The sequence below is a fragment of the Rhizorhabdus phycosphaerae genome (assembly GCF_011044255.1).
Taxonomy (GTDB): Bacteria; Pseudomonadota; Alphaproteobacteria; order Sphingomonadales; family Sphingomonadaceae; genus Rhizorhabdus; species Rhizorhabdus phycosphaerae.
This window is the reverse complement of sequence record NZ_CP049107.1, coordinates 2,754,116-2,767,830: the sequence shown is the minus strand read 5'-3', so window position 1 is coordinate 2,767,830 and position 13,715 is coordinate 2,754,116. Positions and strand designations below refer to the sequence as shown.

Here is a 13,715-nt window from a genome sequence, read left to right as displayed (position 1 = left end):
GAAGGAACGATAGATGATCGAAGCCGAATGGTGGGATTATGAGGATGCCGGCGAGCTCGCCGAGGCGGTGGCCGGCGATGTCGCCTTCATCATCGAGTCGGCGCTCGATGCGCGCGGACAATGCCTGATCGCCCTTCCCGGCGGGCAGACGCCGATCCCGATCTACGAAAAGCTGGCCAAAGCCAAGATCGACTGGAAGAAGGTGATGATCGTCCCCACCGACGACCGGATCGTAGCGATGACCGATCCGCTGTCGAACGCGGCGATGCTCGCCCGCATCTTCCTGCCGAAGGGCGCGCGGGTCATTCCCTTCATCAGCGAAAAGGCCCCCGACCATAAGGCCGCCGGTCGCGCGGCCGACGCGCGGTTGCAGGAGCTGCCCTGGCCGCCCGATCTGGTCTGGCTCGGCATGGGCAATGACGGGCACACCGCCTCGATTTTCGCCGGTCCCGATCTCGACGAGGCGCTGGATGCCCCCAAGGCGCGTCGCGCGGTGGGCGTGCTGCCCGATCCGTTGCCCGCCGAAGCCCCCGTCGCCCGCGTGACGCTGACCCGTGCCGCCATATTGTCGGCCCGCACGCTGACCGTGGTCGTCACCGGCAAGGACAAGAAGAAATTGCTGGAGCGCGCGATCAAGGACGGCGCTGGATCGCCGCTGCCGATCGGGCGCGTCCTTGCGGACGCCGAGCAGGCGATCGACATTCATTGGTGCGCGTGACCGGCGACGGGCGACGAGGCGCGCCCGGCCCGGTCCCAGCGAGGGAGTGGGAAAGATGACATTGCATCCGGCCGTCGAGGCCGTCACAGCCCGCATCGTCGAGCGGTCCAGACCCGGCCGGCAGGCCTATCTCGACCTGATCGAGCGCGAACGCGACACGGGCGTGGATCGTCCGCGCCTGTCCTGCGGCAATCTGGCGCATGGCTTCGCCGCTTCGGGCGAGGACAAGGCCGCTATCCGCGATGGCCGCGCGATGAACATCAGCATCGTGACCGCCTATAACGACATGCTGTCGGCGCATCAGCCTTATGGCCGCTATCCGGACCAGATGAAGCTGTGGGCGCGTGAGGCGGGGCTGACCGCGCAGGTCGCAGGCGGCGTTCCCGCCATGTGCGACGGCGTCACCCAGGGCCAGAAAGGCATGGAGCTTTCGCTGTTCAGCCGCGACACCATCGCCCTGTCGACCGCGGTCGCGCTCAGCCACGGCATGTTCGAGGGCGCCGCGCTGCTCGGCATCTGCGACAAGATCGTGCCCGGCCTGCTGATCGGCGCCCTGCGCTTCGGGCATCTCCCGATCATCCTGATTCCGGCCGGTCCGATGCCTTCGGGCCTCGCCAACAAGGAAAAGCAGCGCATCCGCCAGCTTTATGCCGAAGGCAAGGTCGGCCGGGAGGAACTGCTCGAGGCCGAATCCGCCTCCTATCACGGCGCCGGCACCTGCACCTTCTACGGCACCGCCAATTCGAACCAGATGATGATGGAGGTCATGGGCCTCCACATCCCCGGGGCGGCCTTCGTCAATCCCGGCACCAGGCTGCGCCAGGAGCTGACCCGCGCCGCCGTCCACCGGCTCGGCAAGATCGGCTGGGACGGCGACGATTATCGCCCGCTGGGCCGCTGCGTCGACGAGAAGGCGATCGTCAACGCCGCCGTCGGCCTGCTGGCGACCGGCGGGTCGACCAACCATGTCATCCACCTGCCCGCCATCGCCCGCGCCGCCGGGATCCTGATCGACTGGGAGGATATCGACCGGCTGTCGGCGGCGGTGCCGTTGATCGCGCGCGTCTATCCGAACGGTTCGGGCGACGTGAACCATTTCCAGGCGGCGGGCGGCATGGCCTATGTCATCGCGACCCTGATCGACGGCGGGCTGCTCCATCGCGACATCCTCACCGTCGCCGGAAAGGACCTCGGCGACTATGCCGCCGATCCGACGCTCGACGGCGAAACCCTCACATGGGAACCGGCGCCTGCCGCGCCGCGCGACGAAACGATGCTGCGCCCGGTGTCGAACCCGTTCCTGCCGGACGGCGGCATGCGCCTCGTCCAGGGCAATCTCGGCCGCGGCACGTTCAAGACCAGCGCGGTCGCGTCCGAGCGATGGACGATCGAGGCGCCGGTCCGCGTGTTCGACGATCAGGACCAGGTGACCGCCGCGTTCAAGGCCGGAGAGCTGGACCGCGACGTGGTCGTGGTGGTCCGCTTCCAGGGGCCGCGCGCCAACGGCATGCCCGAACTGCACAAGCTCACGCCATCTCTCGGCGTACTGCAGGATCGTGGCCATCGCGTCGCGCTCGTCACCGACGGGCGCATGTCGGGGGCAAGCGGGAAAGTGCCTGCGGCGATCCACCTCACGCCCGAGGCGCTGGCCCACGGGCCGATCGCCAAGCTGCGCGATGGCGATATAGTGCGGCTGTGCGGGCACAAGGGCGAGATCACGGTCCTCGTCGACGAAGCCGAATGGCAGGCGCGCGAACCGGCGGCCCCGCCCCCGGCTGCGCAGGGAACCGGTCGCGAATTGTTCGCCTTCATGCGCGCGGGCGCCGACACCGCCGAGCGCGGCGGATCGGCGATGCTGGCGGCGGCCGGGCTCTGATGAAGCTCGTCGCGGTCGACCTGGGCGGCACCAATGCCCGCTTCGCCATAGCCGAACTGCACGCCGGCGGGCGCCCGACGCTCGGCACCCCGCGCAAATACCGGACGGCGGACCATGCCGGCCTGGCCGATGCCTGGGCCGCCTTTGCCCGCGACGAGGGCGGCGCCCTGCCCGACGCCGCCTGCATCGCGATCGCCGGACCGGTCGAGGGGGAGTTGATCCGCTTCACCAACAACAGCTGGACGATCCGGCCCGCCACGCTGGCGGAAGAGCTGGGGCTGAGCAGCGTCACGCTGATCAACGATTTCGCCGCGATGGCAGCCGCGGTCGGCGTCCTCACCGAAGACGAACTGGTGCCACTCGGTGGTCCCGGCGGCGCGCTGCCCGAGACCGGCGTGACCACCGTGATCGGACCCGGCACGGGGCTGGGCGTGGCCCAACTGGTCCGCCGGCACGGACGACGCATCGTCCTGCCCACCGAAGGCGGGCATATCGACTTTGCGGCCCTCGACGGCTTCGAGGAGAAGCTGCTCGCACGGCTGCGCGAGCGTCATCGCCGCGTATCGATCGAAAGGATCGTCTCGGGCCCGGCGCTGTCCGACATCCACGAAACGCTGGCGATGGTCGGCGGCCTGGCGATCGTTCCCCGCGACGATGCGTCGCTATGGCAGGTCGCCATCGACGGCACCGACGCGCTGGCCGCACAGGCGCTCGATCGCCTGGTCATGTCCTTCGGCGCCGTGGCGGGCGATCTCGCGCTGGCGCACGGCGCGAATGCAGTGGTCGTCACCGGCGGCCTCGCCAATCGGATCGAGGCGCGGCTCAAGGGCCCCCTGTTCCACGATCGTTTTCGCGCAAAAGGCCGTTTCGAGGCTCGCATGGCGCATTTCCCCATCCGGCTCGCCCGCCATCCCGAAGCGGGATTGCTTGGCGCGGCCGCAGCCTTTCAGGAGGAGCAGGCATGAACGTCGAGCAGGTGATGATGCTGGCCCCGGTGATCCCGGTGCTGGTGATCCACGACGTGGCGCAGGCACGGCCGATCGCGGAGGCACTGGTCGAAGGCGGGCTGCCCGCGCTCGAAGTCACGTTGCGAACCCCGGCCGCGCTCGATGTCATTCGCGAGATGGCGAAGGTGGAGGGTGCGGTCGTCGGTGCGGGGACCGTCCTCAATCCGGACGATGTGAAGGCCAGTGCCGATGCCGGCGCGCGTTTCCTGGTGTCACCGGGGCTGACCGACCGGCTTGCGGACGCGGCGATCGCCAGCGGCCTGCCCTTCCTGCCGGGCACCGCCAATGCAGGCGATGTCATGCGCGGGCTCGACATGGGGCTGACCCATTTCAAATTCTTCCCCGCCACCGCCAATGGCGGCATTCCCGCGCTGAAGGCGCTGGCGGCGCCGCTGTTCAGGGCGCGCTTCTGCCCGACCGGGGGGATCACCGAGCAGACCGCAGCCGACTGGCTCGCGCTCGATTCGGTGCTCTGCGTCGGCGGCAGCTGGGTCGTGCCCGCTGGTGCTCCCGACGTGGCCGAAATACGCAAGCGGGCGGCCGCCGCGGCAAATTTGCCGCGCTGACCGCCCGCCTTTGTCTTCTACCGGCTGAAGCTTACTGAAGCTTCCAGGTCAGCGGGATCACGACCGAAGCCGCGCCACCCGGAGGGGCCGGGAAGGTGCCGACGCGCTTGATCGCCGCCAGTGCTTCCTTGTCGAGGAGCGACGAGCCCGAGGGCTGCACGATCGACACGGCCGCCACCGAACCATCGTCGGAGACGTCGAGCTTGACCTTGGCGGTACCTTCGTCGCCGCGCATCTGGGCCGCGTTCGGATAATCCTGCTTCGAAGCGATCATCTGGCGGATGCGGGCCGTCCATTCGGGCGTCGCCGCGGCATTCGCCGCGCCGGCGACCATCGTCGCAGCGGTCAGACCGATGAGGAGATTACGAAAGCGTACAGTCACATTGCCCTCCGTGATTGGAAATATGGGGTGGGTTGGTGGAACGGCGGAGCCGGATACGCCGCCGTCGGGGGGATCAGAACTCGGTCCAGTCCTCTTCCTCGACCTTCAGCGCGAGTGCACCGTGGACGGGAGCGGGGCTGGCCCATTTCGCAGGAGCGGCAGCGCGCGCCGGAGCGGGAGCGGGAGCCGGACGGGCCGCGCGGGCCGGGGCGGGAGCCCGGCGCGCCGGGGCCTGCTGGCCGGTGCGGAAGCCACCGACGCGATCGGCAAGCCGCTGCGCCTCGGCCGAGAGGCTCTGAACGCTGGCATTGGTCTCTTCGACCATGGCGGCATTCTGCTGGGTGGCATTGTCCATCGAGGACACGCCGGCGTTGATCTCGTTGAGACCGGTCGCCTGCTGCTCGTTGGCGGCGGCGATCTCCGCGATGAGGTCGGCGACCTGCCCGAATTCCTCGACGATCGTTCCCAGCGCCGAACCCGAGCGTTCGACCAGTTCCACACCGCTCACGACCTGGTGGCCCGAGGTCGCGATCAGATCGCGGATCTTGCCGGCGGCGTCGGTGCAGCGCTGTGCCAGCACGCGGACCTCGGTCGCGACGACCGCGAAGCCGGCACCCGCCGGGCCCGCCCGGGCCGCCTCGACACCGGCATTGAGCGCCAGGAGGTTGGTCTGGAAGGCGAGGTTGTCGATCGTGGAGACGATCTCCTCCATCTCGCGGCTCGACGATTCGATCGTCCGCATCGCCTCAATCGCCTGACGGGCGGTGGTGCCCATCGATTCGGCTGCCGAGCGGGCGGCCGCAACCTTCTCGCTCGTCTCGCGGGCATTGCCGGCGGTCAGGCGGACGGTGCCCATGAACTCTTCGAGCGCATTGGCGGTGCGGGCGAGCGAATGGGCCTGGCTCTCGGTGCGCTGCGACAGGTCCTGCGCCGCCTGAGCGATTTCGCCGGTGCCCGAGCGGATCGTACCGAAGCCGTCGATGATCTCGCTGATCGTCGTCGACAGACGGTCGAGCGCCTCGTTGAAGTCATGGTGCAGCTGCGCGAGCGGACCTTCGGCATCGTTGGGGACGCGGACGGTCAGGTCGCCATGGGCGACGGCCGAGAGGCCGGCGCCGATGAGCTCGACCGTGCGCTGGGTTGCCTGGGCCTGGGCAAGCTCTTCGGCGGCGCGACGCTGGTCGGCCAGGGCGCGCTCCTGCTCGGCAGCGAACAGGGCCTTGAAGCCGTCGAGTGCACGGGCCAGCCCGCCGATCTCGTCATGGCGGCGCAGCGCCGGGATCGAAACCGACAGGTCGCCATTCGAGAGAGAGTGGACCGCAGCGCTCATCTTGGACAGCGGACGGGCAATGCCCATCAGCAACATGACCATCAGGATGACGGCGAGCGCAAGCGAGCCTGCGATCAGCTGGATAACCAGGGTCCGGGTCTTGGCGTAGATGGCTGCCGCAGACTGGGATGCAGCCTGGCCGCCCTTGTCGTTCAGGTCCACGAGCGAGAGAATGTTGTCCTCGACCGCGTAGAATTTATCGAGGCTATCGCCACGAAAAAGCGCCACGGCAGCGGCCGCGTCGCCTGACTCGGCGGTCTGGGTCAGCTGCGCATTCGAGGCAAGATATTCTTCCCAGCTCGCCTTGAGGCCGTCATAGGCCGCAAGCTGCTCGGGCCCCTTGGCATAAGGCGCATAGTCGTCGAGCATGCGGCGGATCGCCTTGTCAGCGTTGCGCAGCTGGATGCCGGCCTTGCGGCGCCCGGCCTCGTCCTCGGACATGACGTGGAGGCCCTGGCTGATCCGATATTGCGACGTATAGGCATGGATGTCGCCCACCAGCTTGGTGGCGGGAAGCCACTGCGTTCGCATCTCGTTCGAGCGCTCGTTGACTTCGCCGATCTTGACGACCGCGAAGGCGCCAAGGCCCGCAAGCATCCCCAGCATCAGCAGGAATGCCAGCCCCATTTTCGCACCGATCCCGAACCGGGCCAGTAGTCCCATCTCTACCTCCATCTTGGCCAGGGTAGGCGATGCGAATCGCCCCCTACGCTTCCGACAAGGTAGTAACCGCAAGATTATTGATTATTCGTAAGGCTCGCCGCACGCAGTCGCCGAAAGCTCCGCGATTTCGGTTACTTACAACAGGGTTTGCTAACGAACCATAAACCATGACCCGAAGCGGAAAGCCGCTCCGGGTCATGGTGCCGAGCCTGTGTTCAGGACCGAAACGACCGGAAACCCGGCCGCTACGCTCACTCGAACTCGAGAATCACCGCATCGACGGCCAGGCTGTCACCCGGCTTGGCGGCGACCGTCTTGACCGTACCGGCCTTTTCGGCGCGCAGGATATTTTCCATCTTCATCGCCTCGACGACGGCGAGCGGCTGGCCCGCCTCGACCTTTGCGCCCTCACCGACGTGAATCGCAGTGACGAGACCCGGCATCGGGCACAGGAGGAAGCGCGAGAGATCCGGCGGGACCTTCTCGATCATATGGTGCGACAGGGCGGCCACGCGCGGCGTCAGCACGCGCAGGCTGTGGCTGGCGCCACGGGTCGTGAACGTCCACCCGGTCCGCTTGCGCTCCACGCGCAGCGACAGGCCTTCGCCGTCGACGACCGCCTCGACCAGGCGCTGGCCCGGGATATAGGGCGCGTCGACCACGACCGGGGTGCCATCGACGGTGACGGCGTCGCCAGCGATCTCCACCGCGCGCTCGACGCCGTCGAGGGTGACGACCCAGCTGGTCGAAGGCTCGGCCGGGCCATTGAGGCGGCCGTCGATATGCGCGGCGCGGGCCGAATCGATGCTGGCGAGAACGCCGGCAATCGCCGCCAGGTGCAGGCTGAGCTTCTCACTGGCAGGGGCGCCCTGGAAGCCCTCGGGGAATTCCTCGGCAATGAAACCGGTCGTGATGTTGCCCGAGCGGAATCGCGGATGCTGCATCAGCGCCGAGAGGAAATCGATGTTATGGCCGATGCCATCGATTTCGAAGCGGTCGAGCGCGGTGATTTGCTTGTCGATCGCGGCCTCGCGCGTCTCGCCCCAGGTCACCAGCTTGGCGATCATCGGGTCGTAGAACATCGAGATTTCGGAGCCCTCATAGACGCCATCGTCGACGCGGACATTGTCCACCTCGGCCGGCGGACGATAGCGGACGAGGCGGCCGGTCGACGGCAGGAAGCCGCGATAGGGATCCTCGGCATAGACGCGGTTCTCGACCGCCCAGCCGTTGATCTTCACATCGTCCTGCGTGAAGGCCAGCTTTTCGCCATAGGCCACGCGGATCATCTGTTCGACCAGATCGAGGCCGGTGATATATTCGGTCACCGGATGCTCGACCTGCAGGCGCGTGTTCATCTCCAGGAAGTAGAAGCCCTGGCCGGTCTTGTCGGCGCCCGACACGATCAGCTCGACCGTGCCGGCGCTATAATAGCCGACGGCGCGCGCGAGCGCGACGGCCTGCTCGCCCATCGCCTTGCGCATCTCGGGCGACACGAAGGGCGAAGGCGCCTCTTCGACGACCTTCTGGTGGCGCCGCTGGATCGAGCATTCGCGCTCGTTCAGGTAGAGGATGTTGCCATGCTTATCGCCGAGCACCTGGATCTCGATGTGGCGCGGGCTCTCGATGAACTTCTCGATGAAGACGCGGTCGTCGCCGAAGCTGGCGAGACCCTCGCGCTTCACGCTCTCGAAATTCTCGCGGACGTCCTTCTCGCTATAGGCAAGGCGCATGCCCTTGCCGCCGCCGCCGGCCGAGGCCTTCATCATCACCGGATAGCCGATGTCGTTGGCGATACGGACCGCGTGGTCGGTGTCCTCGATCTCGCCGACGAAGCCGGGGACGACGTTGACGCCGGCCTGCTTGGCGAGCTTCTTCGATTCGATCTTGTCGCCCATCGCGGCGATCGCGCCCACCGGCGGGCCGATGAAGGCGATGCCGGCGGCGTCGAGCGCCTCGGCGAAGCTGGTCCGCTCGGACAGGAAGCCATAGCCCGGATGGACCGCCTCGGCGCCGGTCGCCTTGCAGGCGGCGATGATCTTGTCGGCGATCAGATAGGATTCGGACGCGGGCGAGGCGCCGATGTGGATCGCCTCGTCGGCCATCTCGACATGCGGCGCGCGCGCATCGGCATCCGAATAGACGGCGACCGTCTTGATGCCCATGCGGCGGGCGGTCTTGATGACGCGGCAGGCGATTTCACCGCGATTGGCGATCAGGATCTTCTTGAACATGGGCGTCGTCGCTTCCCTATCCCGTATCTTGTCCTTCCGTCCCGAGGGACGGCGGCGTAATTCTATTCCGCGGCCAGGGCTTCCGGCGCGGTGTCGTTGATCGAGCCCTTGAGGCCCAGCTTGTCGAACAGGCGGCTGTCGGCATCGCTGCCCTGGTTGCCCGTGGTCAGCAGCCGGTCGCCGGTGAAGATCGAATTGGCTCCCGCCAGGAAGCACAGCGCCTGGGTCGCATCGCCCATGCTTTCGCGACCGGCCGAAAGGCGCACGACCGAGGCGGGCATGGTGATCCGCGCGACCGCGACGGTGCGGACGAATTCGATATCGTCGATTCGTGCTTCGGGCAGCCCTTCGAGCATGTCGCCGAGCGGCGTGCCCTTGACCGGCACGAGCGCATTGATCGGGACCGACCCCGGATGGTCGGGCAGGGTCGCCAGCGCATGGATGAAACCGACGCGATCGGCGCGGTCCTCGCCCATGCCGACGATCCCGCCGCAGCAGACATTGATCCCGGCTTTCCGCACGCGCTCCAGCGTCTGGAGCCGGTCGTCATAGGTGCGGGTTGTCACGACCTTGTCGTAATATTCCGGCGAGCTGTCGAGATTGTGGTTGTAATAGTCGAGCCCGGCCTCGGCGAGACGCTCGGTCTGTTCGTCCGACAACATGCCCAGCGTCATGCAGGTCTCGAGGCCCATCGCCTTGACCCCCTCGACCATCGCCACGATCGCGTCCATGTCGCGGTCCTTGGGGCTGCGCCAGGCAGCGCCCATGCAGAAACGCTCGGAGCCGGAGTCCTTCGCCTCGCGCGCGGCGGCGAGAACCTCTTCGACCTGCATCAGCTTCGAGGCCTTGAGTTCCGTCTCGTTCGATGCCGCCTGGCTGCAATAGCCGCAATTCTCGGCGCAACCGCCGGTCTTGATCGACAGCAGCGTGGATAGCTGCACCGCATTGGCGTCGTGATGCTGGCGGTGCACCGCCTGCGCCTGCCACAGCAGGTCGTTGAACGGCATTTCGAACAGCGCCGCGATCTCCTCGCGGGTCCAGTCGTGACGGATCATTCGGCAGCCTCCTCAACATTTTCCGGGGGCTGGTTATGGCCCAGAAGGCGGAGAACTTCAGTAGCCGCGGTGACGAGATTGGTCCCCGGCCCGAAAATGCCCTGTACCCCGACGTCGCGCAGGAACTGATAATCCTGCGCGGGAATAACCCCGCCGGCGATCACCTTGATGTCCGAACGCCCCGCATCCTTCAGATGCTGGATCAGCTCGGGAATCAGCGTCTTGTGGCCCGCCGCCAGGCTCGATGCGCCGACGACGTCGACATCTGCCTTCAGCGCCAGATCGGCAGCTTCCTTAGGGGTCTGGAACAATGGCCCCGCAACCACCTCGAAGCCGAGATCGCCAAAGGCGGACGAGACGAGATTGGCGCCGCGATCATGGCCGTCCTGGCCCATCTTGGCGACCAGCATGCGCGGCTTGCGGCCCTTGCGGCGGGTGATCGCCTCGACGCCGTCGATCAGGCCCGCCCAGCTGCGATCGTCGCCATAGGCGCCGCCATAGATGCCCTTGACCGGCTTCGGCGTCGTGTCGAAGCGGCCGAAGACCGCCTCCATCGCCGAGGAGATTTCGCCCAGGGTCGCCCGCGCGCGGGCACATTCCACGGCCAGTCCGAGAAGATTGTCCTTGCCCTTCGCGCCCTCGGTCAGTGCAGCCAGCGCGGCCTGGCACTTCGCCTCGTCGCGACCGGCCTTGACCTTCTGGATACGCCGGATCTGCGCTTCGCGGACCGCGACATTGTCGACGTCGAGGATGTCGATCGGATCCTCTTCGGCCAGCTTGTACTTGTTGACCCCGACGATCACCTCTTCGACGCGGTCGATCCGGGCGGCCTTCGCGGCCGATGCTTCCTCGATCATCGCCTTGGGCCAGCCGGCGGCGACCGCCTTGGCCATGCCGCCCTCGGCCTCGACCTTCTCGATGATCTCCCAGGCGCGGTCGACCAGCTGCTGCGTCAGGCTCTCGATATAATAGGAGCCGCCCAGCGGATCGACGACCTTGGTCATCCCGGTCTCTTCCTGGATGACGATCTGGGTGTTGCGCGCGATGCGGGCCGAGAAGTCGGTCGGCAGCGCGATCGCCTCGTCGAGGGCGTTGGTGTGGAGCGACTGGGTACCGCCCAGCATCGCGGCCATCGCCTCGATCGTGGTGCGGATGACGTTGTTGTACGGATCCTGCTCGGTCAGCGACACGCCCGACGTCTGGCAGTGGGTGCGCAGCATCTTCGAGCGTTCGTCCTTCGCGCCGAGCTTCGTCATCACCCGGTGCCACAGGACGCGCGCGGCGCGCAGCTTGGCGATCTCCATGAAGAAGTTCATGCCGATCGCGAAGAAGAAGCTCAGCCGTCCGGCGAACTTGTCGATGTCGAGGCCCGAGGCCACGCCATATTTCACATATTCCATGCCGTCGGCGATGGTGAAGGCGAGCTCCTGGACCTGCGTCGCCCCCGCCTCCTGCATGTGATAGCCGGAGATCGAGATCGAGTTGAACTTCGGCATGTTCTGCGAGGTGAAGGCGAAGATGTCCGAGATGATCCGCATGCTCGGCTCGGGCGGGTAGATATAGGTGTTGCGGACCATGAACTCCTTGAGGATGTCGTTCTGGATGGTCCCGTCGAGCTGAGCCATCGGAACGCCCTGCTCCTCGCCCGCGACGATGAAGAAGGCGAGGATCGGGATGACCGCGCCGTTCATCGTCATCGACACCGACATCTGATCGAGCGGAATGCCGTCGAACAGGATCTTCATGTCGTCGATCGTGTCGATCGCCACGCCCGCCTTGCCGACGTCGCCGGTCACGCGCGGATGGTCGCTGTCATAGCCGCGGTGGGTGGCCAGGTCGAAGGCGACCGACAGGCCCTTCTGCCCGGCCTTCAGATTGCGATGATAGAAGGCATTGGATTCCTCGGCGGTCGAGAAACCGGCATATTGGCGGATCGTCCAGGGACGACCGGCATACATCGACGCACGCACGCCGCGGGTGAAGGGGGCGAAGCCGGGCAGGCCCGGGTCGAGATCGGCCACGTCGTCCGCCGTGTAGAGCGGCTTCACGGCGATGCCCTCGGGCGTGTTCCAGGTCAGGTCCTTGCCCTTGACCTCCTTGGCGGCAGCGGCCTCCCACTGGGCCAGATCGGGCGTCTTGTCGCTCATCGCAGATTCCTCGGCTTTCTCAGTGGCCGGTGCCGGGGTCGTTCGGACCACCCGGCGATTCCATGATCTCGGTCAGCACCCCGCCCATGTCCTTGGGATGGACGAAGAAGATATAGGTACCGTGCGCGCCGATGCGCGGCTCGCCCAGCACCTTCGCGCCCTTGCCCTCGAACCAGGCCTTGGCGGCGTGAATGTCGGGCACCTCATAGCAGAGATGATGCTGGCCGCCCGCCGGATTCTTGGCGAGGAAGCCGTGGATCGGCGAGCTTTCGCCGAGCGGCTCGATCAGCTCGATCTGGGTATTGGGCGTGTCGACGAAGCAGACTTTCACCCCCTGCGCGGGAAGGTCGAACGGTTCACGGACCACCTCGGCACCCATGACGTCGCGATAGAAGGCGATGCTCTTCTCGATCGAGGGGGTCGCGACCCCGACATGATTAAGACGGCCCAGTTTCATCTCGATATCCCGTTATACCCGCTGTGACCGTCGGGCGTGCGACCGGCGAAGGCCTGCACGCCCGACCGTCCGTCAGACCCGCTCGATGATCAGGGCAATGCCCTGGCCGCCGCCGATGCACATCGTGATCAGCGCATAGCGACCGCCGATCCGTTCCAGCTCATAGGCCGCCTTGACCGTCAGGATCGTGCCGGTGGCACCAACCGGGTGACCCAGCGCGATGCCCGAACCATTGGGGTTCAGCTTTTCGCGGTCGAAGCCGAGCGCCTTGGCAACCGACAGCGCCTGCGCGGCAAACGCCTCGTTGGCCTCGATCACGTCCATGTCGGCCAGCGTCAGGCCGGCGCGCTTCAGCGCGATCGGCACCGCCTTGATCGGACCTTCGCCCATATATTCGGGCTCGACGCCGGCATGACCCCAGGCGACGATCTTCGCCAGCGGCTTGAGGCCACGCTTCTCGACCTCGCCCGCGGTGGCGAGGACCACCGCAGCGGCGCCGTCGTTGATGCCCGAAGCGTTGGCGGCGGTGACGCTGCCGTCCTTCTTGAAGGCCGGCTTCATCGCGGCCAGCGTCTCGATCTTGGTGTCGGCGCGGACATGCTCGTCGGTGTCGAAAACGGTGGTGCCCTTGCGGCTCTTGATCTCGACCGGAAGGATCTGCGTCTTGAAGCGGCCTTCCGCGATCGCGCGTGCGGCGCGCTGATGCCCCTCGACCGCGAGCGCGTCCTGCTCCTCGCGGCTGATGCCGTGGCGGTCGGCGCAATTTTCGGCGGTGATGCCCATATGATAGCCGCCGCTGGCGTCCTGCAGGCCCTGCACCAGGGCATCGACGAGCACATTATTGCCCATCTTCACGCCCCAGCGCGCACCATGATCATGATAGGGCACGTTCGACATCGACTCAGCGCCACCGGCGAGGGTGATGGTCGCTTCGCCGAGCTGCATCATCTGCGCCGAAGAGACGATCGCCTGGATGCCCGAGCCGCACAGGCGGTTCAGCGTCATCGCGGGGACCTCGAATGGAACGCCGGCGTTGAGCGCGATCGTGCGCGCCAGCATCGCGTCCTTGGCGCTGGTCGGCATGACCTGGCCGAACACGACATGGCCCACATCGGCGGGGGCGACACCGGCGCGCGACAGCGCCTCGGTCGCGACGAGACCACCCAGGTCGGACGGATAGAAGCCCTTCAGCGCACCGCCGAAGTCGCCGATCGCGGTCCGTACGCCGCCGACGATGTAGATGTCTTCGAATTGGGCCATGTTCGATTCCTGCAATTGAC

11 protein-coding genes are annotated in these 13,715 nt (G+C 66.8%); 4 read left to right on the top strand and 7 right to left on the bottom strand.

What is annotated here, in order from left to right:
• Positions 1 to 13: 13 nt before the first annotated feature.
• Genes pgl through eda form a run of 4 tightly spaced genes read left to right on the top strand, consistent with a single transcriptional unit; the run spans position 14 to position 4,167 of the window.
• On the top strand, positions 14 to 718 hold the full coding sequence (pgl, locus tag G6P88_RS12855; protein WP_165323518.1) for a 6-phosphogluconolactonase: 705 nt from the start codon (positions 14 to 16) through the stop codon (positions 716 to 718).
• Between the two features lie 55 nt (positions 719 to 773).
• Entirely contained in the window at positions 774 to 2,594 is a 1,821-nt protein-coding gene (edd, locus tag G6P88_RS12850; RefSeq protein WP_165323517.1) for a phosphogluconate dehydratase, read from the top strand.
• On the top strand, positions 2,594 to 3,559 hold the full coding sequence (locus G6P88_RS12845; RefSeq protein ID WP_165323516.1) for a glucokinase: 966 nt from the start codon (positions 2,594 to 2,596) through the stop codon (positions 3,557 to 3,559). The genes edd and G6P88_RS12845 overlap by 1 nt, the downstream gene beginning before the upstream one ends.
• Positions 3,556 to 4,167: a bifunctional 4-hydroxy-2-oxoglutarate aldolase/2-dehydro-3-deoxy-phosphogluconate aldolase gene (gene eda, locus G6P88_RS12840; RefSeq protein ID WP_165323515.1), complete on the top strand. Its 612-nt coding sequence runs from the start codon at positions 3,556 to 3,558 to the stop codon at positions 4,165 to 4,167. The genes G6P88_RS12845 and eda overlap by 4 nt, the downstream gene beginning before the upstream one ends.
• A gap of 31 nt (positions 4,168 to 4,198) precedes the next feature.
• On the opposite strand, the gene G6P88_RS12835 is transcribed toward eda, so the two are convergent.
• From G6P88_RS12835 to bktB, 7 genes are all read right to left on the bottom strand, one after another.
• Positions 4,199 to 4,549 (bottom strand): energy transducer TonB, encoded by a 351-nt coding sequence (locus G6P88_RS12835; protein WP_226946552.1) that lies wholly within the window; start codon positions 4,547 to 4,549, stop codon positions 4,199 to 4,201.
• Between the two features lie 73 nt (positions 4,550 to 4,622).
• Positions 4,623 to 6,542, bottom strand: coding sequence for a methyl-accepting chemotaxis protein (locus G6P88_RS12830; RefSeq protein WP_226946551.1), 1,920 nt, complete (start codon positions 6,540 to 6,542; stop codon positions 4,623 to 4,625).
• 251 nt (positions 6,543 to 6,793) lie between these two features.
• Positions 6,794 to 8,776, bottom strand: a complete 1,983-nt coding sequence (locus tag G6P88_RS12825) for an acetyl-CoA carboxylase biotin carboxylase subunit (protein ID WP_165323514.1) — start codon at positions 8,774 to 8,776, stop codon at positions 6,794 to 6,796.
• A 62-nt stretch (positions 8,777 to 8,838) separates the two neighbouring features.
• Positions 8,839 to 9,831, bottom strand: coding sequence for a biotin synthase BioB (bioB, locus tag G6P88_RS12820; RefSeq protein ID WP_165323513.1), 993 nt, complete (start codon positions 9,829 to 9,831; stop codon positions 8,839 to 8,841).
• The gene (gene scpA, locus G6P88_RS12815; RefSeq protein WP_165323512.1) at positions 9,828 to 11,978 is read right to left on the bottom strand and encodes a methylmalonyl-CoA mutase; all 2,151 of its coding nucleotides are present in this window, start codon (positions 11,976 to 11,978) and stop codon (positions 9,828 to 9,830) included. Before scpA ends, bioB begins: the two co-directional genes overlap by 4 nt.
• 19 nt (positions 11,979 to 11,997) lie before the next feature.
• On the bottom strand, positions 11,998 to 12,435 hold the full coding sequence (mce, locus tag G6P88_RS12810) for a methylmalonyl-CoA epimerase (RefSeq protein WP_165323511.1): 438 nt from the start codon (positions 12,433 to 12,435) through the stop codon (positions 11,998 to 12,000).
• A 72-nt stretch (positions 12,436 to 12,507) separates the two neighbouring features.
• Positions 12,508 to 13,695, bottom strand: a complete 1,188-nt coding sequence (gene bktB / locus G6P88_RS12805; protein WP_165323510.1) for a beta-ketothiolase BktB — start codon at positions 13,693 to 13,695, stop codon at positions 12,508 to 12,510.
• Positions 13,696 to 13,715: the final 20 nt, after the last annotated feature.